This window comes from Streptomyces sp. NPDC023838 (assembly GCF_040639555.1).
In the GTDB taxonomy this organism is placed as follows: domain Bacteria; phylum Actinomycetota; class Actinomycetes; order Streptomycetales; family Streptomycetaceae; genus Streptomyces.
The window spans coordinates 1-21,185 of the sequence record NZ_JBFAAD010000031.1; the positions used below are offsets into that span (position 1 = coordinate 1).

A 21,185-nucleotide genomic window follows, 5' to 3' on the forward strand; every position below is an offset into this window, starting at 1 on the left:
TCCGCCCGCCCGGCCCACCCAGCCCGGGTCCTGGGCACCGCTCGCCCCTCCCCGCTCGCCCCTTCGGGTGCCCCGGCCCCGCCCGGCCTGTGCCCCCGCCCTGCCCTGCCCGCCCCCGCCCGCCCCGCGCCGACCCCGCCCCCCCCATCCGCGTCCAGCGGACCTCACCCCCCGGAATCCCCCCGCCCCTGATCCCCCCGCCCCTGATCCGACCGCCCCTGCCGTGGCAGGTCCAGTGCCACCGTCACCGCCGAGTCGCAGTACTCCCGTACCGCGCTCGTCCGAGCCACCACCCGGCCGCGGTGGATGACGATGCGGCTGTACGCGAGGGACAGGACGCCCGCGATGCGTTCGCCGCGTACGGCCAGGAGCTCCGCCGGGAAGCCCGCCTCCACGCGGACCTCGGGCAGGCCCATCGCCTCCCGGGCCGCCGTGCTCACGGCGCCGTACGCGTCCTCCGGGCGCAGGCCCGCCTGGGAGGCGAGGAGGTACGCGGCCTCCAACGGGTCGCCCCGGCCCACCGGGTTGGCCAGGTCGCGCAGTGCGCCGCTGCCCGCCGCCACCCGCACCCCCGCCGCCTTCAGCATCCGTACGGGCGGCATGCCCTGACGGGACGTTCCCTGACGTTCCGTCATGCCGCAGCCGCCCTGCGGCAGGCAGACCACCGCGACGCCCGCCGCCGCGAGCTGGTCCGCCGCCCGCGCCGCCGTCTCGTAGGGCAGCCGGGACAGGCCGGCGCAGGGGCCGATCGCCACGCCCGGGCGCAGCCCGGCGGTCATCGCCGCGAGCCGGGCCACGCGCGCGGGGTCGTCGCCGTCCGTGTGGAGGTCGACCGCGCAGCCGTGCTCGGCGGCGACCTCCAGGACCGCCTCCGTGTACCCGGCCGGGTCCGGGTCGAGGTCCGGGCAGCCGCCGACCACCGCCGCGCCCATCTTCACCGCGTCCCGCAGCATCGCCAGCCCGTCCGCGCCCGCCGCGCCGGTCAGCAGCCGGGGCACCGCCACCACGTTCAGCTCGGCGAGTCCGCGCAGCGAGCGGCGGGTCTGCAGGGCGGCCTCCAGCGGTTCAAGCCCCCGTACGTCGTCGATCCGCACGTGCGAGCGCAGCGCCGTCGCGCCGTGGCCGAGCTGGAGCAGGGCGGCCTCGGTGGCGCGGCGCTGGACGTCCTCCGTCGCGTACGAGACCGGGCCCTCGGGGCCGAACGCGGTCAGCGCCGTGTCGCCGTGCGCGTGCGGCTCGGCGGGCGCCGGGAGCAGCAGGAAGCCGTTCAGGTCGACCTTGGAGAAGTGCGCGGCGAGGCTGCCCGCGGTCCCGACGGCCTCGATGCGGCCGCCGCCGAGCCGGACGTCCACGGTCCGGCCGTCGGCGAGCCGTGCGCCGGACAGCAGGAGCGTGGTGGCGGCCTCGGCGGGGCCGTCCCCGGTGCCGGGGGAGTGGGCCGGCTGCGACTGGCTGTCGGACATCGCGCTCCAGGTTCCTCGGGGCCCCGCGGGGCCTTCAGGGCAAGATCACGCAGCGTGATCCGAGCCTAGGGGCGCACCTCGCGCGCATCGAGGAGGAGCGCAATAGTCGTACCGGTGTGGCCACGAGTGGCGTACGGGACGCCTGGGGCCGGGCGTGTGGAAGTTGCCCCGGAAGCGGAAGGTGCGCGGAGGTCGCGCGGAAGCGGAAGGCGCACAGAAGCCGAGGGAAGCGGCCCGCGACCAGCTCGCGACCAGCTCGGGATCGACCGGCGGCCCGCTCGGGGACCGGCTCGCGGCCGGTTCGGGGATCGACCGGCGGCCGGGTCGAGGATCGGCTCGCGACCAGCTCGGGATCGACCGGCGACCGGCTCGCGACCAGCCCGGATCGGCTCCGGGCCATGCCCCGCCCCATGCCCCGCCGCCATGTCCCACCTGCCCCTCGACCCCCACGCGCCCCCACGGCGGCCGCCCTCACCACGGCCGTCCGACGGGTCCGCGACCGCGCGGCGAAACGGATTTGGGCGATCGGCAGCCGACCGTGTAATGTCTTCATCGCTCGCCCCAATAGCTCAGTCGGTAGAGCGTCTCCATGGTAAGGAGAAGGTCTACGGTTCGATTCCGTATTGGGGCTCTGGTGAGAGGGTCCCCGCCCACAAGCGGGGACCGGATCATCAAAGCGGTGTAGCTCAGTCGGTAGAGCAAGCGGCTCATAATCGCTGTGTCACCGGTTCAAGTCCGGTCACCGCTACTCAAAGTAGCACCAGTAGCCGATTGTGGGGTCGGTCTCCCGATCGGCTACTCTTTTATGCGTTCATCCGTCTAACCGTCCGTCCAAGGAGCACTCACGTGGCTGCCACCGACGTCCGCCCGAAGATCACGCTGGCCTGCGTGGAGTGCAAGGAGCGGAACTACATCACCAAGAAGAACCGGCGTAACAACCCGGACCGTCTTGAGATGAAGAAGCACTGCCCGCGCTGCAACTCGCACACCGCGCACCGCGAGACCCGCTAATCACGGGTTTAGCACTCAGGCTCGTACGAGAGGCCGTTCCCTGCACATGGGGAGCGGCCTCTCGTCGTACCCCGTTCGGTAGATCACCGTTCGGTGGATCATCGTTCTGTAGATCACCGTTCCGTTGATCACCCTTCCGTAGATCATCAAGCAGGAGGTTGCGAGCCCATGGCGCTCGACCAGTCCTTCGTGGGGCGGACCTATCCGCCCACCGCGCCGTACGAGGTCGGCCGGGAGAAGATCCGCGAATTCGCCGAGGCCGTGGGGGACGCCAACCCCGCGTACACGGACCCCGAGGCCGCCAAGGCGCTCGGGCACCCCGATGTGATCGCGCCGCCGACTTTTGTGTTTGCCATCACGTTCAAGGCGGCCGGCGACGTGATCCAGGACCCGCAGCTGGGCCTGGACTACAGCCGGGTCGTGCACGGCGACCAGAAGTTCGCGTACAAGCGCCCGGTGCGGGCGGGGGACCGGCTCACCGTGACCTCCACCATCGAGGCGATCAAGTCCCTCGCGGGCAACGACATCCTGGACATCCGCGGCGAGGTCCACGACGAGGCGGGCGAGCACGTCGTGACCGCCTTCACCAAGCTCGTGGCCCGCGCGGCCGAGGGGGAGTGACGATGAGCGCCAAGATCCGTTACGAGGACGTGGAGACCGGCACCGAGCTGCCGGCGCAGTCCTTCCCCGTGAGTCGCGCCACACTCGTGCAGTACGCGGGCGCCTCGGGCGACTTCAACCCGATCCACTGGAACGAGAAGTTCGCCAAGGAGGTCGGGCTGCCCGACGTCATCGCGCACGGCATGTTCACCATGGCCTCGGCGATCCGGGTGGTCACCGACTGGGTGGGCGACCCGGCTGCGGTCGTGGAGTACGGGGTGCGGTTCACCAAGCCGGTCGTCGTGCCGAACGACGAGACGGGAGCACTCGTCGAGGTCAGCGCCAAGGTCGCGGCCAAGCTGGACGACGAGGCGAGGACGGTCCGGGTTGACCTGACGGCCATGAGCGCGGGCCAGAAGGTGCTGGGGATGTCGCGCGCGGTGGTCGTGCTGGCGTGAGCCCACGGGCGGCCGCCGGGCCGGGAAGCCAGCGGCAGCAGCCCACGGGCGGCCACTGGGGCGGGTAACCAGCGGCAGCCCACGAGCGGCCGCCGGGGCGGGAGACCGGCGGCCGTTCTTCGGGGTCCCCAGGGGTTGCGAAGTTAGTTATTAGCCACTAACTTTATCTCCATGGTCAGGATGAGCGCGGAAGAGCGGCGCGAGAGCGTCGTACGGGCGGCGATGAGCGAGTTCGCTCACCGCGGCTACTACGGAACGTCCACCGAGGCGATCGCCAAGCGGGTGGGTGTCTCGCAGCCGTACCTGTTCCGGCTCTTCCCCAACAAGCCGGCGATCTTCCTCGCGGCGATGCACCGCTGCATGGAGGACACCGTCCGGATGTTCGCCGAGGCCTCGAAGGACCTGCGGGGCGAGGAGGCGGTGCACGCGATGGCGAACGCGTACACGCGGGTCATCGCGGAGGAGCCGGAGCGGCTGCTCATGCAGATGCAGGTGTACGTGGCGGTCGCCGCGGCAGAGGCGGCGGGGGACCACACCTTCGGTGAGGCCGTCCGGCGGGAGTGGATGGAGCTGTGGGACACGGTCTCCATCCCGCTGGAGGGCTACAAGGACACCACGACGTTCCTGGCCTACGGGATGCTGATCAACACGCTGGTGGCGATCGGGTTCCCTCCCGAGCATCGCGTGTGGGAGGAGATCTATCCATCCGCGCGGGTGAAGGGGCGGCTGGAGAAGTAGCCGCCGGGCGGTCCGGGGCGGTGCGGGGGGATCCGTATGCGCTCGAAAGTTAGTAACTGATAACTAACAACAGGGGAAAGAGATGTCCGAGCAGGTACACGAGCAGGCACACGAGCAGGAGAACGTGAGCGTGAACGTGAAGGATCACGCGGACGATCGCGGTACGGCCCGGCGCGGGGGCGCGGTCTGGGCACTCGTCATCACCAGCATCGCCGGGTTCATGGCGGCGCTCGACAACCTCGTCGTCACCACCGCCCTGCCGTCGATCCGCGAGGACCTGGGCGGAGCGCTGGACGATCTGGAGTGGACGGTCAGCGCGTACACCCTCACCTTCGCCGTCCTGCTGATGTTCGGGGCGGCGCTCGGCGACCGGTTCGGGCGCCGCAAGCTCTTCCTCATCGGGCTGACGATCTTCACCGGTGCGTCCGCCGCGGCGGCGCTGGCGCCCGGGATCGACGGACTGGTCGCGGCGCGGGCGGTCCAGGGCGTCGGCGCGGCGATCATGATGCCGCTGACGCTCACGCTGCTCACGGCGGCGGTACCGGCGGCGAAGCGGGGTCTGGCGTACGGGATATGGGGCGCGGTCAACGGGCTCGCCGTGGCCAGCGGGCCGCTGATCGGCGGGGCGCTGACCGAGCACTTCTCCTGGCAGTGGATCTTCTGGCTGAACGTTCCGCTCGGCGTGGCGGTGCTGCCGCTGGCGCGACTGCGGCTGGCGGAGTCGTACGGGAGCGGGGCGCGGCTCGACATCCGTGGCACGGTGCTGGCCAGCTTGGGGCTCTTCGGGATCGTGTACAGCCTGATCCGGGGCAACGTGGACGGCTGGAACAGCCCGACGGTGCTGGCGGGGCTCGTGCTCGGTACGGCTCTGCTCGGCGCGTTCGTCTGGCACGGGAGCGTCAGCGAGGCGCCGGTGCTGCCGATGCGGCTGTTCCGGAGCCGGGCGTTCGCGGCGATCAACCTGTCCAGCCTGCTGATGTTCGTCGGGATGTTCGGCTCGATCTTCCTGCTCAGCCAGTTCCTGCAGGGCGTGCTCGGCTACTCGCCGACCGAGGCGGGGCTGCGGATGCTGCCGTGGACCGCCATGCCGCTCCTGGTCGCGCCGGTCGCGGGCATCCTGTCCGACCGGATCGGGGGACGGCCCGTGGTGACGGTGGGGCTCGCGCTCCAGGCGATCGGGCTCGCGTGGTTCGCCCTGATCGTGACGCCGGACGTGTCCTACGGGACGCAGCTGCCGGCGCTGGTGGTCAGCGGGGTCGGGATGGCGCTGTACTTCGCGCCGGCGGCGAACCTGGTGATGTCGAGCGTGCGGCCCTCCGAGCAGGGGATCGCGTCCGGGGCGAACAACGCGTTGCGGGAGGTGGGCGGGGCGCTGGGCGTCGCCGTCCTGGCGGCGGTGTTCTCCGCGTCGGGCGGGTACGGGTCGGCGTCCGCCTTCGTGGACGGGCTGCGGCCGGCGCTGTGGGTCGGGGCGGGGGTTGTGGCCCTGGCGGCGGTCAGTGCGGTGTGCCTGCCGCGGGCGTCTGTGGCGGGGGCGGCTTCGGCCGAGCCCGCGGCCGGGGCGGCTCGGGAGGACGCGCTGGTGGGGTGATGCGGCGTGTGGGGCGGGGGGTTTGTCCCCCACCCCGCCCCTTCCCGAAAGTCCTCCGGCGGACGGCCGGGAGGGGGCTTCGCCCCTGGCCCCCGTTCGTCTGCGGGCCGTCGGTGGCTGGTCGCGCCCACGCGGCGGAGCCGCAAAGGTCACAGCCCCGCGCCCCTGGGGGGTCGGGGTCGCCGGGGTTGCTGCGAGGATCGCCCCGCAGGGGCGCTTTCAGGGGCGCGGGGAACTGCGCGAGCAACCCACCACGGTCCGCAGACGAACGACGGCCGCCAGAAGGGCGCGGGGAACTGCGCGAGCAACCCACCACGGTCCGCAGACGAAGACCGGGCCCAAACAGGGGCGCGGGGAACTGCGCGACCAGCCACCCACCAGGCCGCGGACGAAGCCCCCGTACGCTAGAGCCGTGCACGTACTCCACGACACCCCCCTCGCCCCCCTCACCACCTTCCGGCTCGGTGGGCCGGCTGCGCGGCTGTTGACGGCCGGTACCGATGACGAGGTCATCGAGGCCGTGCGGGAGGCGGATGAGGCCAGGACGCCGCTGCTGGTCATCGGCGGCGGCAGCAATCTCGTCATCGGGGACAAGGGGTTCGCCGGGACCGCCCTGCGGATCGCCACCAGGGGGTTCACCCTCGACGGCACCCGGCTCGACGTGGCCGCGGGCGAGGTCTGGAGCGACGTCGTGGCCCGGACCGTGGAGGCCGGGCTCGCCGGGATCGAGTGCCTGGCCGGGATCCCCGGATCCGCCGGCGCCACCCCGATCCAGAACGTGGGCGCGTACGGCCAGGAGGTCTCCTCCACCATCCGCGAGGTCGTCGCGTACGACCGGGTCGAGCGGCATACCGTCGTCCTGGCGGCCGACGAGTGCGCGTTCTCCTATCGGCACAGCCGGTTCAAGGCCCGGCCCGACCGGTACGTCGTCCTGCGCGTCCGGTTCGAGCTGGAGGACGCCGGCGGGCTCTCCGCGCCCATCAAGTACGCCGAGACCGCCCGCGCCCTCGGCGTCGAGCCCGGCGACCGCGTCCCGGCCGCCACCGCCCGCGAGACCGTCCTCAAGCTCCGGGCCGGCAAGGGCATGGTGCTGGACCCGGACGATCACGACACCTGGTCCGCCGGCTCCTTTTTCACCAATCCGATCCTGGAGGAGAGCGAGTACCGGGCTTTCCTCGGGAAGGTCGAGCAGCGGCTCGGACGCGACGTCTCGCCGCCCGCCTGGGACCTCGGCGGCGGGCTCACCAAGACCTCCGCCGCCTGGCTCATCGACAAGGCCGGGTTCACCAAGGGGTACGGCTCCGGGCCCGCCCGGATCTCCACCAAGCACACCCTCGCCCTCACCAACCGCGGCGGCGCCACCACCGAGGACCTGCTCGCGCTCGCCCGCGAGGTCGTCGCGGGCGTGGAGCAGGCCTTCGGGGTGACCCTCGTCAACGAGCCGGTGACCGTCAACGCCGAGATCTGACCCCACCCGGCGGGGGTCAGTACGCCACGCAGACTCCCTGCTTCACCGTCGCCTGGTTGTCGATCATCCCCAGCATCGCGTCCGCCACATCGGCCCGCCCGATCGTGCGCGCGCTGCGCGGCGTCGCCCCGACGGCCGTGCGGTAGGTGCCCGTCCTCGGCTTGTTGACCAGGCGGACCGGGCGTACCGCCGTCCAGTCCAGCGCAGAGTCGGCCAGCACGGCCTCCGTACGCCGCAGGTCCTCGTAGACGTCCTTGAGGACGCGCGTGACGATCGTCAGCGTCAGGCGGTCAAGGAACGGGTCGTCGGGGGCCTCCGGGCCCACCGGGCCCGCGCTCACCACCAGCAGGCGGCGGGTCCCCTCCGCGTCCATCGCCTTCACGATCGAGCCGGTCAGCCGGGCCGTGATGCCCGCCGCCGCGTCCGCCCGCTTGTTCGCGCCGAGCCCCGAGAGCACCGCGTCCCGGCCCGCCACCGCCGGGCGCAGGGAGTCGGGGGAGGCCAGATCACCCCGGACCACCTCCAGGCCCGGCCCCGTCGCCGTGAACCGCGCCGGGTCCCGTACCACGGCCGTCACCTGGTGGCCCGCGGTCAGCGCCTGGCGGACCACCTCCGAGCCGATCCTGCCCGTCGCACCAAAAACCGTCAGCTTCATGTGCGTCACCCTCCCCTGGTGGATAGGTACTTACTCAGCCAGCAGTAGCCAAGGGTGCCTGACGTCTCACGCGGCCAGCCATGCGTCCACCCCCGCGAGCAGCTTCGCCTTCACCTCTTCCGGCGCCGCCGAACCCCGTACCGACTGCCGCGCCAGCTCGGCCAGTTCGGCGTCGGTGAAGCCGTGGTGGCGGCGGGCGATCTCGTACTGGGCGGCCAGCCGGGAGCCGAACAGGAGCGGGTCGTCGGCGCCCAGCGCCAGCGGCACGCCCGCCTCGAACAGCGTGCGCAGCGGGACGTCCTCGGGCTTCTCGTAGACGCCCAGGGCGACGTTGGAGGCGGGGCAGACCTCGCAGGTGATCCCGCGCTCGGCCAGCCGCTTCAGCAGCCGCGGGTCCTCGGCGGCGCGCACCCCGTGGCCGACGCGGGTGGCGTACAGGTCGTCCAGGCAGTCCCGCACCGACGCCGGGCCGGTCAGCTCGCCGCCGTGCGGCGCGGCCAGCAGACCGCCCTCCCGGGCGATCGCGAAGGCGCGGTCGAAGTCGCGTGCCATGCCCCGGCGCTCGTCGTTGGAGAGCCCGAAGCCGACGACGCCCCGGTCCGCGTACCGCACGGCGAGGCGGGCCAGGGTGCGGGCGTCCAGGGGGTGCTTCATCCGGTTCGCCGCGACCAGGACCCGCATACCGAGTCCGGTCTCGCGCGCGGCCGACTCGACCGCGTCCAGGATGATCTCCAGGGCCGGGATGAGCCCGCCGAGCATCGGCGCGTACGACGTGGGGTCGACCTGGATCTCCAGCCAGCCCGAGCCGTCCCGCACGTCCTCCTCGGCGGCCTCGCGCACCAGCCGCTGGATGTCCTCGGGGGCGCGCAGACACGAGCGCGCGATGTCGTACAGCCGCTGGAAGCGGAACCAGCCGCGCTCGTCGGTGGCCCGGAGCTTGGGCGGCTCGCCGCTGGTCAGCGCGTCGGGGAGGTGCACCCCGTACTTGTCGGCGAGCTCCAGCAGGGTCGTGGGGCGCATCGACCCCGTGAAGTGCAGGTGCAGATGGGCCTTCGGCAGGTCAGTTACGTCGCGAACGTGCTCCATTGAAGGATCTTGCCGCACCCCGGGCCCGTCCGACAGCCCCTTTCCCCGATCGGGACCTTGCCCGAACGCGGGAACGGCCACCGACTCATGTGAGCCGGTGGCCGTTCCTCGCGGGCGCGGGTGAGCGGGTGCGCGTCAGTCGCGCGCTTCCGCCAGCAGCTTCTGGATCCGGGAGACGCCCTCCACCAGGTCCTCGTCGCCCAGCGCGTACGAGAGGCGCAGGTAGCCCGGGGTGCCGAAGGCCTCGCCCGGGACGACCGCGACCTCGGCCTCGTCCAGGATCAGCGCGGCGAGCTCGACGGAGGTCTGCGGGCGCTTGCCACGGATCTCCTTGCCGAGCAGGCCCTTCACCGAGGGGTACGCGTAGAACGCGCCCTCGGGGGTCGGGCAGACCACGCCGTCGATCTCGCTGAGCATCCGCACGATGGTCTGGCGGCGGCGGTCGAAGGCCTCGCGCATCTTGGCGACCGCGTCGAGGTCGCCGGAGACCGCGGCGAGCGCCGCCACCTGGGAGACGTTGGCCACGTTGGAGGTGGCGTGCGACTGGAGGTTGGTCGCGGCCTTGATGACGTCCTTGGGGCCGACGATCCACCCGACCCGCCAGCCGGTCATCGCGTACGTCTTGGCGACGCCGTTGACCACGATGCACTTGTCGCGCAGCTCGGGCAGGAGCGCGGGCAGCGACACGGAGACGGCGTCCCCGTAGACCAGGTGCTCGTAGATCTCGTCGGTCAGCACCCACAGGCCGTGCTCGACGGCCCAGCGGCCGATCGCCTCGGTCTCGGCCTCGGTGTAGACCGAGCCGGTCGGGTTGGACGGGGAGACGAAGAGGACGACCTTGGTCTTCTCCGTACGAGCGGCCTCCAGCTGCTCGACCGAGACCCGGTAGCCGGTGGTCTCGTCGGCGACGACCTCGACCGGGACGCCGCCCGCGAGGCGGATCGACTCCGGGTAGGTGGTCCAGTACGGCGCCGGGACGATGACCTCGTCGCCCGGGTCGAGGATCGCCGCGAACGCCTCGTAGATCGCCTGCTTGCCGCCGTTGGTCACCAGGATCTGGGACGGGTCGACCTCGTAGCCGGAGTCGCGCAGGGTCTTCTCGGCGATGGCCTTCTTGAGCTCGGGCAGGCCGCCGGCCGGCGTGTAGCGGTGGTACTTCGGGTCGCGGCAGGCGGCGGCGGCCGCCTCGACGATGTAGTCCGGAGTGGGGAAGTCGGGCTCACCGGCGCCGAAGCCGATCACCGGGCGCCCGGCGGCCTTGAGGGCCTTGGCCTTGGCGTCGACGGCGAGGGTCGCGGACTCGGAGATCGCGCCGATGCGCGCGGACACCCGGCGCTCGGTCGGAGGAGTTGCAGCGCTCATACGGCCCATCGTCGCAGACCTGCCGCGCCCCGGGCACACCGGTTTCATGGACCGGACGGGGCGGTCGCACAGGCTGTCCGGCGCATCCGCGCGGAGCTGTCAGGAGCTATCTGTTCGACGCCGGGCGCCGGACCACGTACACTCACCTGTCGTTGGCCTCCACCAACCGATCCACTCCGGGCACTCGGTGCACTCGGGCGGATGCGGTAGGTTGGGGAAACCACAAAGGGTCGTAGCTCAATTGGTAGAGCACTGGTCTCCAAAACCAGCGGTTGGGGGTTCAAGTCCCTCCGGCCCTGCTACACACACCTTCGCCAGGATGTGTGCGCATGTACGTACTTCTATGCACCGCCGTGCGGCTCCACCGGGCGCGGCACGGCCACGACCCGGAATCAGGTGAGAAGCGTGACGGACGCCGTGGGCTCCATCGACATGCCTGATGCCCAGGACGAAGCAGCCGAGTCCCAGGACTCGAAGAAGAAGGCCCGCAAGGGCGGCAAGCGCGGCAAGAAGGGCCCTCTGGGCCGTCTCGCGCTCTTCTACCGCCAGGTCGTCGCCGAGCTCCGCAAGGTGGTCTGGCCGAGCCGGAACCAGCTGTCGACGTACACCACCGTGGTGATCGTGTTCGTCGTCATCATGATCGGCATCGTGACCGTGATCGACACCGGATTCCAGCACGTCGTCAAGTACGTCTTCGGCTGATCCGCTGCGTAAGGGCGCCCACCCGGCGCCTTTTTCGCATTGTTCCACCCATCTGTAGCCAGGAAGAAGCAGCCACGTGTCTGACCCGAACCTGAACGACGCCGTTGAGCCTCGCGCTGAACACGCGGAGTCCGTGGAGGACCAGCTCGACATCGTCGAGGCGGCGGACGCCGTGGACCCGGACCAGGCCGAGGCTGCCGACGCCGATGCGGGCGAGGCGGCCGAGCAGGCGGCGCTCCACGTCGAGGACGAGGACGAGCTGGAGGCCGCCGAGTCCGAGGACGAGAGCGACATCGAGGTCGCTGACGCGGACGCCGACGAGGCCGAGGCCGCCGAGTCCGACGAGGACGCCGAGGAGGCTCCCGAGGAGCCTGCCGCGCCCGTCGACCCGGTCGAGGCGCTCCGCCAGGAGCTGCGCGGCCTGCCCGGCGAGTGGTACGTCATCCACACCTACGCGGGCTACGAGAAGCGCGTGAAGGCGAACCTCGAACAGCGTGCCGTCTCGCTGAACGTCGAGGAGTTCATCTACCAGGCCGAGGTCCCCGAAGAGGAGATCGTCCAGATCAAGAACGGCGAGCGCAAGAACGTCCGGCAGAACAAGCTGCCCGGTTACGTTCTCGTCCGCATGGATCTGACGAACGAGTCCTGGGGCGTCGTCCGCAACACCCCCGGCGTCACCGGCTTCGTGGGCAACGCCTACGACCCGTACCCGCTGACCCTGGACGAGATCGTCAAGATGCTCGCCCCGGAGGCCGAGGAGAAGGCCGCCCGCGAGGCCGCCGAGGCCGAGGGCAAGCCGGCTCCGGCCCGCAAGGTCGAGGTCCAGGTGCTCGACTTCGAGGTCGGCGACTCGGTCACCGTCACGGACGGCCCGTTCGCCACGCTCCAGGCGACCATCAACGAGATCAACGCCGACTCGAAGAAGGTCAAGGGCCTCGTCGAGATCTTCGGCCGCGAGACCCCGGTCGAGCTGAGCTTCGACCAGATCCAGAAGAACTAGTTCTTCCGGACCACACGTCTTCCGAACAGGTCAGATGGGCTCTTCAAAGCCTGTCTGACCTGCTCGGTTTTTAGCCGCACGGGGATACCCGTTATCGTTGTGCGGTATGCCTCCATCCGGATGATCGGATGCCAGGCGGTTCACTCTCACTAGGACCCGGAGAGAGCAATGCCTCCCAAGAAGAAGAAGGTCACGGGGCTTATCAAGCTCCAGATCAACGCCGGTGCGGCGAACCCGGCCCCGCCGGTCGGCCCCGCGCTCGGTCAGCACGGCGTCAACATCATGGAGTTCTGCAAGGCCTACAACGCGGCGACCGAGTCGCAGCGTGGCTGGGTGATCCCGGTGGAGATCACGGTCTACGAGGACCGCTCCTTCACCTTCATCACCAAGACTCCGCCGGCCGCGAAGATGATCCTCAAGGCCGCGGGTGTGGAGAAGGGCTCCGGCGAGCCGCACAAGACCAAGGTCGCGAAGATCACCGAGGCCCAGGTCCGCGAGATCGCCACGACGAAGCTCGCCGACCTGAACGCCAACGACCTGGACGCCGCGTCCAAGATCATCGCTGGCACCGCCCGTTCCATGGGCATCACGGTCGAGGGCTGATCTCAGCCTTCCCCGCCACGCGGCGGTAGCCGCAGGGCGAAACAGCCCCAGTGGTAGGGCCAAGCGCTGGTCCGTACCACGACTCCATGACTGCCACGCGGCGTCAGCCGCATGGTGTTACTGCACACAGGAGCAGAAGTGAAGCGCAGCAAGACTCTCCGCGCTGCGGACGCCAAGGTCAACGCGGACAAGCTCTACGCCCCGCTCGAGGCCGTCCGTCTCGCCAAGGAGACCTCCGCGACCAAGTTCGACGGCACCGTCGAGGTCGCCTTCCGCCTGGGTGTCGACCCGCGCAAGGCCGACCAGATGGTCCGTGGCACCGTGAACCTCCCGCACGGCACCGGTAAGACCGCCCGGGTCCTGGTCTTCGCGACCGGTGACCGTGCCGAGGCCGCGCGTGCCGCGGGCGCCGACATCGTCGGCTCCGACGAGCTCATCGACGAGGTCGCCAAGGGCCGTCTGGACTTCGACGCCGTCGTCTCCACCCCGGACCTCATGGGCAAGGTCGGCCGCCTCGGCCGCGTGCTCGGTCCGCGTGGTCTGATGCCGAACCCGAAGACCGGCACGGTCACCCCCGACGTCGCCAAGGCGGTCGAGGAGATCAAGGGCGGCAAGATCGAGTTCCGCGTCGACAAGCACTCGAACCTGCACTTCATCATCGGCAAGGTGTCCTTCGACGACGCCAAGCTGGTGGAGAACTACGGCGCCGCTCTGGAGGAGATCCTCCGACTGAAGCCGTCCGCCGCCAAGGGCCGGTACATCAAGAAGGCCACCATCACCACCACGATGGGCCCCGGCATCCCGGTCGACTCCAACCGCACCCGGAACCTCCTCGTCGAGGAGGACCCGGCCGCGGTCTGAGCCTGACAGCTCGCATCGGCCAGTCCAGAAGCCGGGCCCCGCACCTCTCCGGAGGTGCGGGGCCCGGCTTCTTTGTAGCAACCGCGTCCCAACAGCCCCGGGCGGGCGCGGTGTTGTCGGACCCCTGCGCTACCGTCGAAGAGCAAGGGAATGGGTATTCGAGGGGGAACGCATGAACACCAGGTCCGTACGGCGTACGGGGATCTCGCTGATCGCGATCGGCGCGGCGCTCGCGGGCGTGGCAGCCTGCGGCGGGTCGGACAGCGGGAGCAGCAAGGGCGCGCCCGCCAAGGAGCAGCACAAGGCCGGGTCGGACTTCAGCCCGGTCGCGGCCCTCCAGGCGGTGCAGAAGAAGACCGACGGGGCGGGCTCCGCCAAGGTCGAGATGACGATGTCCATGGGCTCTGTGATGGGCCTGCAGGGCGGCGGCGCCCTGGCGTGGGGCGACGGGACGACCGGCACCATGCGGATGAAGTACACCCAGGGCACCATGGCGCAGACCATGCGGCAGATGGGCGCCGAGAGCATCGACGCCCGCTATCTGCGCGACGCGTACTTCGCGAACATGGGCCCCCAGTTCGCCCAGTCCCTCGGCGGCAAGCACTGGATCCGGTACGGCTACGACGACATGGCCAAGCTGATGGGCCCCGCCGGCGCCGTCATGAAGGACCAGATGCAGAACTCGACGCCCCAGCAGGGCGTGAAGGCGCTGCTGGCCTCGGGCGACGTCAAGAAGGTCGGCACCGAGGACGTCAGGGGCGTCCAGGCCACGCACTACTCGGGCACGGTCGACGTGGCCAAGGTGGTGGGCGGCAGCTCGGGCCTGGACGCGAAGACGCTGGAGGCCTTCAAGGCCCAGATGACCCAGAGCGGCATCACCACCGACACGGTCGACATCTGGGTGGACAAGGACGACCTCCTGGTGAAGAAGACCGAGCGCGCCGCGACGAAGAACGGCGAGATGAACACCACGGCCTTCTACGCGGACTACGGCGTCAAGGTCTCCGCCGAGGCCCCGGCGGCCTCCGACACCGTGGACTTCACCTCGCTGATCAAGCCGAAGGCGTCGCAGCAGCCGTCATAATCCGTCCCGCCCGTCACAGCGTTGGGTTACCGTGCACGTGATCGAGAACGGGCACGGGGGAATCAAGGGGTGGGGTACATGAGCAGGTCCGGATGGACGCGGGCGGCGCTGTCGATGGCGACGGCCGCCGTGGTGGTGGCCGGGGCCGCGGGCTGCGGCGGGGACGACGGCAAGAAGGCCGACGGCGCCCAGGGCGCCAAGAAGGCCGGCGCGCCGCAGTCCCGCAGTGCCGCCTCCCAGGTGCTCTCGGCGGCGTACAAGAAGACCGCCGCCGCCAAGTCCGCGAAGGTCCGGATGACCATGTCGGCGCCCGCGTCCATGGGGCAGGACGCGGGGAAGACCGAGACCAGCGGCGTCATGGCCTGGAACCCGACGGCCATGGACCTCACCGTGACCTCCTCGGTGGCCAAGGGCATGGCGGGCGCCGCCGAGAAGACCCGCATGCTCTGGGTCGACAACGTCATGTACATGGACATGGGCGCCCTGGGCGAGTCCGCCAAGGAGTTCGGCGGCAAGCGCTGGGTCAAGTTCGACCTGACCTCGCTGGCCAAGCAGTCCGGCAAGGACGAGCTGGTCAAGCAGATGACCGCCGGCATGGAGAACATGAACCAGGACCCGGCCCAGCAGCTCGCCCTGCTGCTGGACTCGCCGAACCTGAAGCACCTGGGCGCCGAGCAGATCGACGGCGTCTCCTCCGAGCACTACAAGGGCACGCTCACCATCGACGAGATGGCGAAGAACAACAAGATGCTCGACACCCTGAAGCCCCAGGAGCGCGAGCGGCTCCTGGCCAACATGAAGAAGAGCGGCATCCAGGGCTACGACACCGAGGTCTGGGTCAACGCGGACGGCTACCCGGTCCGGATGGACGTCGGGATCAACAGCCCCCAGGGCAAGGTCACCACGTCCGCGCACTACTCGGACTACGGCACCAAGGCCCAGGTCACGGCCCCGCCCGCGGGCGAGACCACCGACCTGCTGGAGATGCTGAAGGGCCTGGGAGACCTGGCCAAGGACGGCGGCGCGGGCGGCCTCGGCGGCGCCTGACGGTCCCCTCCGGGCGGTCCCGTACGACCGCCCGGGCGACCGCCCTCACGACGTCCCGTACGACCGGATTTGCTCGATCCGCAACCCGTCACGTACGCTTCTCCAGAAGCCAAAGACCGCTGGTCGTTGCCGCGCCTTCATCAGAAGGGGTGGCGGCCGAAGGTTCCGCTGCATGCGGACGACCCGCGCAGGTGACTGTGGAAAGTTCCCGGACTCGTTCCGGTCGAGCTACGCCCCGTGCACTTGCGCCGGGGCGTTTTTTATGTCGCGGCCCCTTTTGAGCGGTCCTCATCACCCGGAAGGAGGCCGACGCACTATGCCGACGCCCAACAAGGCTGCCGACGTAGCCGAGCTCGAGGACAAGTTCCGCAGCTCCAACGCCGTCGTGCTGACCGAGTACCGGGGTCTCACCGTGGCGCAGCTCAAGACGCTGCGTCGTTCGCTCGGTGAGAACGCCCAGTACGCCGTGGTGAAGAACACGCTGACCAAGATTGCGGCCAACAACGCCGGGATCACCTCGCTCGACGACCAGTTCACTGGTCCGACGGGTGCCGCCTTCATCACCGGTGACCCGGTGGAGTCGGCCAAGGGTCTTCGTGACTTCGCCAAGGAGAACCCCAACCTGATCATCAAGGGCGGTGTCCTTGATGGCAAGGCGCTGTCCGCCGATGAGATCAAGAAGCTTGCGGACCTCGAGTCCCGCGAGGTTCTGCTCAGCAAGCTGGCCGGCGCGTTCAAGGGCAAGCAGTCCCAGGCTGCCTCGCTCTTCCAGGCGCTGCCGTCGAAGTTCGTCCGCACCGCGGAGGCGCTTCGCGTCAAGCTCGCCGAGCAGGGCGGTGCCGAGTAATTCGGCTCGCGCATTGATCCGCGCCGCCTAGTGCGCGGGTCGTAGCGGGCCGTAACGCCCGCCATTCGATACATCTCGGCATTGCCGAATTAGTGGAAGGATCGCCCATCATGGCGAAGCTCTCTCAGGACGACCTCCTCGCCCAGTTCGAGGAGATGACCCTCATCGAGCTCTCCGAGTTCGTGAAGGCCTTCGAGGAGAAGTTCGACGTCACCGCCGCCGCCGCGGTCGCCGTTGCCGGCCCCGCCGGCCCGGGCGCCGTTGCCGAGGCCGAGGAGGAGAAGGACGAGTTCGACGTCATCCTCACCGGTGCGGGCGACAAGAAGATCCAGGTCATCAAGGTCGTGCGTGAGCTGACCTCGCTGGGTCTGAAGGAGGCCAAGGACCTCGTCGACGGCACCCCGAAGCCGGTCCTCGAGAAGGTCAACAAGGAGGCCGCTGACAAGGCTGCCGAGTCCCTCAAGGCTGCCGGTGCGGCCGTCGAGGTCAAGTGACCTTGTGAGTCTTCTGACTCTTCGCGTGTGACGCCCACGGGCGTGTAACGCGCACACACCAAAGGGCGATCATCCATCCGGGTGGTCGCCCTTCGGCGTACCCGGGAGTCGCCGTGACGGCCGCTTGCGCGGGAGGCGTCAGGGAGTATGGTGATCTTCGCCGTACGCCCCGTGTACGCCTCGTAGCCGTAGCAGCCGTAACGGAGCGATCTCCGCGGAGCTGAGGGGTCTTGACGAACCGCACGCAGCGCGCAATTCTCAGGACGCGTCGTCACATCGATCCGGATCCGAGGCATGGATCGAAGGCGAAGAGGGCAGTATCGATGTGCGCCTCACAGCGCGTGGCTTGCGAGGTACTGAGAAGAACAATGAGGGTCGCGAAAATTCCGCCCTGGACATCAGTGAGCCGAGTGGCTACACTGACCCTTTGCGCTGCCTGTTAGCTGCCCCCTGCCCGTCACCAGGGGCATGCCCTCGCTTGAGCATCTTGGATTGAACTGCCCTGACCTGGCCTTTCAGCCTCAATCAGGAAACGTCTCTCTCTGTGCCCTCGTGGGACCGGTACGCGCGTAGTGAGTCCGAGCCCTCGGAAGGACCCCCTCTTGGCCGCCTCGCGCAACGCCTCGACCGCCAATACGAACAACGGCGCCAGCACCGCCCCGCTGCGCATCTCCTTTGCAAAGATCAAGGAGCCCCTCGAGGTTCCGAACCTCCTTGCGCTGCAAACCGAGAGCTTTGACTGGCTGCTCGGCAACGCCGCTTGGAAGGCTCGCGTCGAGGCGGCTCTGGAGAACGGACAGGACGTTCCCACCAAGTCCGGTCTGGAGGAGATCTTCGAGGAGATCTCCCCGATCGAGGACTTCAGCGGGTCGATGTCGCTGACCTTCCGCGACCACCGCTTCGAGCCGCCGAAGAACTCGATCGACGAGTGCAAGGAGCGCGACTTCACGTTCGCGGCCCCGCTCTTCGTCACGGCCGAGTTCACCAACAACGAGACCGGCGAGATCAAGTCCCAGACGGTCTTCATGGGCGACTTCCCGCTCATGACCAACAAGGGCACCTTCGTCATCAACGGCACCGAGCGTGTCGTCGTGTCGCAGCTCGTCCGCTCGCCGGGTGTCTACTTCGACTCCAACATCGACAAGACGTCCGACAAGGACATCTACACGGCCAAGATCATCCCGTCCCGGGGTGCCTGGCTCGAGATGGAGATCGACAAGCGTGACATGGTCGGTGTCCGCATCGACCGCAAGCGCAAGCAGTCCGTCACCGTCCTCCTGAAGGCTCTCGGCTGGACCACCGAGCAGATCCTGGAGGAGTTCGGCGAGTACGAGTCCATGCGCGCCACCCTGGAGAAGGACCACACCCAGGGCCAGGACGACGCGCTGCTCGACATCTACCGCAAGCTGCGCCCGGGCGAGCCGCCGACGCGCGAGGCCGCTCAGACGCTGCTCGAGAACCTCTACTTCAACCCGAAGCGCTACGACCTCGCGAAGGTCGGCCGCTACAAGGTGAACAAGAAGCTCGGCGCGGACGAGCCGCTGGACGCCGGCGTCCTCACCACGGACGACGTCATCGCGACCATCAAGTACCTGGTCAAGCTGCACGCGGGCGAGACCGAGACCACCGGTGAGTCGGGTCGGAGCATCGTCGTCGAGACCGACGACATCGACCACTTCGGCAACCGTCGTCTGCGCAACGTCGGCGAGCTCATCCAGAACCAGGTCCGTACGGGTCTGGCGCGTATGGAGCGAGTCGTCCGCGAGCGGATGACGACCCAGGACGTCGAGGCGATCACGCCGCAGACCCTGATCAACATCCGGCCGGTCGTCGCCTCCATCAAGGAGTTCTTCGGCACCAGCCAGCTGTCGCAGTTCATGGACCAGAACAACCCGCTGTCGGGTCTCACCCACAAGCGCCGTCTGTCGGCGCTTGGCCCGGGTGGTCTCTCCCGTGAGCGGGCCGGCTTCGAGGTCCGTGACGTGCACCCGTCCCACTACGGCCGCATGTGCCCGATCGAGACCCCCGAAGGCCCGAACATCGGTCTGATCGGTTCGCTCGCCTCGTACGGCCGCGTCAACGCGTTCGGCTTCATCGAGACGCCGTACCGCAAGGTCGTCGACGGCCAGGTCACCGACGAGGTCGACTACGTCACGGCCGACGAGGAAGACCGCTTCGTCATCGCCCAGGCGAACGCCGCGCTCAACGAGGAGCTCCAGCTCACCGAGGCCCGCGTCCTGGTCCGCCGCCGTGGCGGCGAGGTCGACTACGTGCCGCCGGCCGAGGTGGACTACATCGACGTCTCGCCGCGCCAGATGGTGTCGGTCGCGACCGCGATGATCCCCTTCCTGGAGCACGACGACGCCAACCGTGCCCTCATGGGCGCGAACATGATGCGTCAGGCGGTGCCGCTGATTAAGTCCGAGGCGCCGCTGGTCGGCACCGGCATGGAGTACCGCTGCGCCACCGACGCCGGTGACGTGCTCAAGGCCGAGAAGGACGGTGTGGTCCAGGAGGTCTCCGCGGACTACATCACCATCGCCAACGACGACGGCACGTACACCACGTACCGCCTGGCGAAGTTCTCCCGCTCCAACCAGGGCACCTCGGTGAACCAGAAGGTCATCGTGGACGAGGGCGCGCGGATCATCGCGGGCCAGGTCCTGGCCGACGGTCCGGCGACCGAGAACGGCGAGATGGCGCTGGGCAAGAACCTGCTCGTGGCGTTCATGCCGTGGGAGGGTCACAACTACGAGGACGCGATCATCCTGTCGCAGCGCCTCGTGCAGGACGACGTCCTCTCCTCGATCCACATCGAGGAGCACGAGGTCGACGCCCGTGACACCAAGCTCGGCCCCGAGGAGATCACCCGGGACATCCCGAACGTCTCCGAGGAGGTCCTCGCCGACCTCGACGAGCGCGGCATCATCCGTATCGGTGCCGAGGTCGTCGCCGGCGACATCCTCGTCGGCAAGGTCACGCCCAAGGGTGAGACCGAGCTGACGCCGGAGGAGCGCCTGCTGCGCGCGATCTTCGGTGAGAAGGCCCGCGAGGTCCGTGACACCTCGCTGAAGGTGCCGCACGGCGAGACCGGCAAGGTCATCGGCGTCCGCGTCTTCGACCGTGAAGAGGGCGACGAGCTGCCGCCGGGCGTGAACCAGCTGGTTCGTGTCTACGTGGCGCAGAAGCGCAAGATCACGGACGGTGACAAGCTCGCCGGCCGTCACGGCAACAAGGGTGTCATCTCCAAGATCCTGCCCATCGAGGACATGCCGTTCCTCGAGGACGGGACCCCGGTCGACATCATCCTCAACCCGCTCGGCGTGCCGTCCCGAATGAACCCGGGACAGGTCCTCGAGATCCACCTCGGCTGGCTCGCCAGCCGCGGCTGGGATGTCTCCGGTCTGGCCGACGAGTGGGCCCAGCGCCTGCAGGTCATCGGCGCCGACCAGGTCGCCCCCGGCACCAACGTCGCGACCCCGGTCTTCGACGGTGCCCGCGAGGACGAGATCGCCGGTCTCTTCGAGGCCACGATCCCGAACCGCGACGGCGACCGCCTGGTCCAGCCGTCCGGCAAGGCCAACCTGTTCGACGGCCGCTCCGGCGAGCCGTTCCCGGACCCGATCTCGGTCGGGTACATGTACATCCTGAAGCTGCACCACCTGGTCGACGACAAGCTGCACGCGCGTTCGACCGGTCCGTACTCGATGATCACCCAGCAGCCGCTGGGTGGTAAGGCCCAGTTCGGTGGCCAGCGCTTCGGTGAGATGGAGGTGTGGGCGCTGGAGGCATACGGCGCCGCGTACGCCCTCCAGGAGCTGCTGACCATCAAGTCCGACGACGTGACCGGCCGCGTGAAGGTCTACGAGGCCATCGTCAAGGGCGAGAACATCCCTGAGCCCGGCATTCCCGAGTCCTTCAAGGTGCTCATCAAGGAAATGCAGTCGCTCTGCCTCAACGTGGAGGTGCTGTCCTCGGACGGCATGTCCATCGAGATGCGCGACACGGACGAGGACGTCTTCCGCGCTGCGGAGGAGCTCGGTATCGACCTGTCCCGGCGCGAGCCGAGCAGCGTCGAAGAGGTCTGACGGGTCTGGTGGGGGGCTCTCCCTAGA

Annotated in this window: 19 protein-coding genes and 3 tRNA genes; 18 read left to right on the forward strand and 4 right to left on the reverse strand. The window is 69.4% G+C overall.

What is annotated here, in order from left to right:
* Nucleotides 1–164 precede the first annotated feature (164 nt).
* Nucleotides 165–1,463, reverse strand: a complete 1,299-nt coding sequence (locus tag AB0G17_RS29060; protein ID WP_361389181.1) for an amidohydrolase family protein — start codon at nucleotides 1,461–1,463, stop codon at nucleotides 165–167.
* A 558-nt stretch (nucleotides 1,464–2,021) separates the two neighbouring features.
* Between AB0G17_RS29060 and AB0G17_RS29065 the strand changes: the two genes are divergently transcribed.
* The 8 genes from AB0G17_RS29065 (at nucleotide 2,022) to AB0G17_RS29100 (ending at nucleotide 7,329) form a co-directional block, all read left to right on the forward strand.
* Nucleotides 2,022–2,094, forward strand: a tRNA-Thr gene (locus AB0G17_RS29065).
* Nucleotides 2,095–2,138: 44 nt separating this feature from the next.
* Nucleotides 2,139–2,211, forward strand: a tRNA-Met gene (locus AB0G17_RS29070).
* A gap of 98 nt (nucleotides 2,212–2,309) precedes the next feature.
* A complete protein-coding gene (rpmG, locus tag AB0G17_RS29075; protein WP_003956487.1) occupies nucleotides 2,310–2,474 on the forward strand; it encodes a 50S ribosomal protein L33 in 165 nt (54 codons plus the stop codon).
* A gap of 168 nt (nucleotides 2,475–2,642) precedes the next feature.
* The gene (locus AB0G17_RS29080) at nucleotides 2,643–3,095 is read left to right on the forward strand and encodes a MaoC family dehydratase N-terminal domain-containing protein (protein WP_283142080.1); all 453 of its coding nucleotides are present in this window, start codon (nucleotides 2,643–2,645) and stop codon (nucleotides 3,093–3,095) included.
* Between the two features lie 2 nt (nucleotides 3,096–3,097).
* Entirely contained in the window at nucleotides 3,098–3,532 is a 435-nt protein-coding gene (locus AB0G17_RS29085; RefSeq protein WP_361389184.1) for a MaoC family dehydratase, read from the forward strand.
* Between the two features lie 171 nt (nucleotides 3,533–3,703).
* Nucleotides 3,704–4,270: a helix-turn-helix domain-containing protein gene (locus AB0G17_RS29090; protein ID WP_361389187.1), complete on the forward strand. Its 567-nt coding sequence runs from the start codon at nucleotides 3,704–3,706 to the stop codon at nucleotides 4,268–4,270.
* Nucleotides 4,271–4,352: 82 nt separating this feature from the next.
* Nucleotides 4,353–5,861 carry an MFS transporter gene (locus AB0G17_RS29095; protein WP_361389190.1) on the forward strand — a complete coding sequence of 503 codons (1,509 nt, stop codon included), beginning with the start codon at nucleotides 4,353–4,355 and terminating at the stop codon, nucleotides 5,859–5,861.
* Nucleotides 5,862–6,273: 412 nt separating this feature from the next.
* Complete coding sequence (locus AB0G17_RS29100; protein WP_361389193.1) at nucleotides 6,274–7,329, forward strand: UDP-N-acetylmuramate dehydrogenase; 1,056 nt, start codon at nucleotides 6,274–6,276, stop codon at nucleotides 7,327–7,329.
* Nucleotides 7,330–7,345: 16 nt separating this feature from the next.
* Here AB0G17_RS29100 and AB0G17_RS29105 read toward each other — a convergent pair whose 3' ends face one another.
* The 3 genes from AB0G17_RS29105 to AB0G17_RS29115 all read right to left on the reverse strand — a co-directional run bounded on the left by AB0G17_RS29105 (nucleotide 7,346) and on the right by AB0G17_RS29115 (nucleotide 10,432).
* Nucleotides 7,346–7,984: an NAD(P)H-binding protein gene (locus AB0G17_RS29105; protein ID WP_361389196.1), complete on the reverse strand. Its 639-nt coding sequence runs from the start codon at nucleotides 7,982–7,984 to the stop codon at nucleotides 7,346–7,348.
* Nucleotides 7,985–8,050: 66 nt separating this feature from the next.
* On the reverse strand, nucleotides 8,051–9,070 hold the full coding sequence (locus AB0G17_RS29110; RefSeq protein ID WP_361389199.1) for an adenosine deaminase: 1,020 nt from the start codon (nucleotides 9,068–9,070) through the stop codon (nucleotides 8,051–8,053).
* A gap of 135 nt (nucleotides 9,071–9,205) precedes the next feature.
* Nucleotides 9,206–10,432 (reverse strand): pyridoxal phosphate-dependent aminotransferase, encoded by a 1,227-nt coding sequence (locus tag AB0G17_RS29115; protein WP_361389202.1) that lies wholly within the window; start codon nucleotides 10,430–10,432, stop codon nucleotides 9,206–9,208.
* 226 nt (nucleotides 10,433–10,658) lie between these two features.
* Here AB0G17_RS29115 and AB0G17_RS29120 point away from each other — a divergent pair.
* The 10 genes from AB0G17_RS29120 to rpoB all read left to right on the forward strand — a co-directional run bounded on the left by AB0G17_RS29120 (nucleotide 10,659) and on the right by rpoB (nucleotide 21,158).
* A tRNA-Trp gene (locus tag AB0G17_RS29120) sits at nucleotides 10,659–10,731 on the forward strand.
* A gap of 106 nt (nucleotides 10,732–10,837) precedes the next feature.
* Nucleotides 10,838–11,134: a preprotein translocase subunit SecE gene (gene secE, locus AB0G17_RS29125; RefSeq protein WP_361389205.1), complete on the forward strand. Its 297-nt coding sequence runs from the start codon at nucleotides 10,838–10,840 to the stop codon at nucleotides 11,132–11,134.
* Nucleotides 11,135–11,210: 76 nt separating this feature from the next.
* A complete protein-coding gene (gene nusG / locus AB0G17_RS29130; protein ID WP_361389208.1) occupies nucleotides 11,211–12,134 on the forward strand; it encodes a transcription termination/antitermination protein NusG in 924 nt (307 codons plus the stop codon).
* Between the two features lie 168 nt (nucleotides 12,135–12,302).
* A complete protein-coding gene (gene rplK / locus AB0G17_RS29135; RefSeq protein WP_053731185.1) occupies nucleotides 12,303–12,737 on the forward strand; it encodes a 50S ribosomal protein L11 in 435 nt (144 codons plus the stop codon).
* Nucleotides 12,738–12,875: 138 nt separating this feature from the next.
* Nucleotides 12,876–13,598, forward strand: a complete 723-nt coding sequence (gene rplA / locus AB0G17_RS29140; protein WP_361389211.1) for a 50S ribosomal protein L1 — start codon at nucleotides 12,876–12,878, stop codon at nucleotides 13,596–13,598.
* Nucleotides 13,599–13,770: 172 nt separating this feature from the next.
* Complete coding sequence (locus AB0G17_RS29145) at nucleotides 13,771–14,682, forward strand: hypothetical protein (protein WP_361389214.1); 912 nt, start codon at nucleotides 13,771–13,773, stop codon at nucleotides 14,680–14,682.
* 78 nt (nucleotides 14,683–14,760) lie between these two features.
* Nucleotides 14,761–15,729 (forward strand): hypothetical protein, encoded by a 969-nt coding sequence (locus AB0G17_RS29150; RefSeq protein WP_361389217.1) that lies wholly within the window; start codon nucleotides 14,761–14,763, stop codon nucleotides 15,727–15,729.
* Between the two features lie 316 nt (nucleotides 15,730–16,045).
* Nucleotides 16,046–16,576 carry a 50S ribosomal protein L10 gene (rplJ, locus tag AB0G17_RS29155; RefSeq protein WP_361389220.1) on the forward strand — a complete coding sequence of 177 codons (531 nt, stop codon included), beginning with the start codon at nucleotides 16,046–16,048 and terminating at the stop codon, nucleotides 16,574–16,576.
* Between the two features lie 110 nt (nucleotides 16,577–16,686).
* On the forward strand, nucleotides 16,687–17,070 hold the full coding sequence (rplL, locus tag AB0G17_RS29160; protein ID WP_361389223.1) for a 50S ribosomal protein L7/L12: 384 nt from the start codon (nucleotides 16,687–16,689) through the stop codon (nucleotides 17,068–17,070).
* A gap of 602 nt (nucleotides 17,071–17,672) precedes the next feature.
* Nucleotides 17,673–21,158 (forward strand): DNA-directed RNA polymerase subunit beta, encoded by a 3,486-nt coding sequence (rpoB, locus tag AB0G17_RS29165; RefSeq protein ID WP_361389226.1) that lies wholly within the window; start codon nucleotides 17,673–17,675, stop codon nucleotides 21,156–21,158.
* Nucleotides 21,159–21,185 lie beyond the last annotated feature (27 nt).

What these genes read in the sequence shown, in the direction of transcription:
- AB0G17_RS29060 (WP_361389181.1), bottom strand. Translation starts at nt 1,463, where the DNA reads ATGTCCGACAGCCAGTCGCAGCCGGCCCACTCCCCCGGCACCGGGGAC.
- AB0G17_RS29080 (WP_283142080.1), top strand. Translation starts at nt 2,643, where the DNA reads ATGGCGCTCGACCAGTCCTTCGTGGGGCGGACCTATCCGCCCACCGCG.
- AB0G17_RS29085 (WP_361389184.1), top strand. Translation starts at nt 3,098, where the DNA reads ATGAGCGCCAAGATCCGTTACGAGGACGTGGAGACCGGCACCGAGCTG.
- AB0G17_RS29090 (WP_361389187.1), top strand. Translation starts at nt 3,704, where the DNA reads ATGGTCAGGATGAGCGCGGAAGAGCGGCGCGAGAGCGTCGTACGGGCG.
- AB0G17_RS29095 (WP_361389190.1), top strand. Translation starts at nt 4,353, where the DNA reads ATGTCCGAGCAGGTACACGAGCAGGCACACGAGCAGGAGAACGTGAGC.
- AB0G17_RS29105 (WP_361389196.1), bottom strand. Translation starts at nt 7,984, where the DNA reads ATGAAGCTGACGGTTTTTGGTGCGACGGGCAGGATCGGCTCGGAGGTG.
- AB0G17_RS29110 (WP_361389199.1), bottom strand. Translation starts at nt 9,070, where the DNA reads ATGGAGCACGTTCGCGACGTAACTGACCTGCCGAAGGCCCATCTGCAC.
- AB0G17_RS29115 (WP_361389202.1), bottom strand. Translation starts at nt 10,432, where the DNA reads ATGAGCGCTGCAACTCCTCCGACCGAGCGCCGGGTGTCCGCGCGCATC.
- rplK (WP_053731185.1), top strand. Translation starts at nt 12,303, where the DNA reads ATGCCTCCCAAGAAGAAGAAGGTCACGGGGCTTATCAAGCTCCAGATC.
- AB0G17_RS29145 (WP_361389214.1), top strand. Translation starts at nt 13,771, where the DNA reads ATGAACACCAGGTCCGTACGGCGTACGGGGATCTCGCTGATCGCGATC.
- AB0G17_RS29150 (WP_361389217.1), top strand. Translation starts at nt 14,761, where the DNA reads ATGAGCAGGTCCGGATGGACGCGGGCGGCGCTGTCGATGGCGACGGCC.
- rplJ (WP_361389220.1), top strand. Translation starts at nt 16,046, where the DNA reads ATGCCGACGCCCAACAAGGCTGCCGACGTAGCCGAGCTCGAGGACAAG.
- rplL (WP_361389223.1), top strand. Translation starts at nt 16,687, where the DNA reads ATGGCGAAGCTCTCTCAGGACGACCTCCTCGCCCAGTTCGAGGAGATG.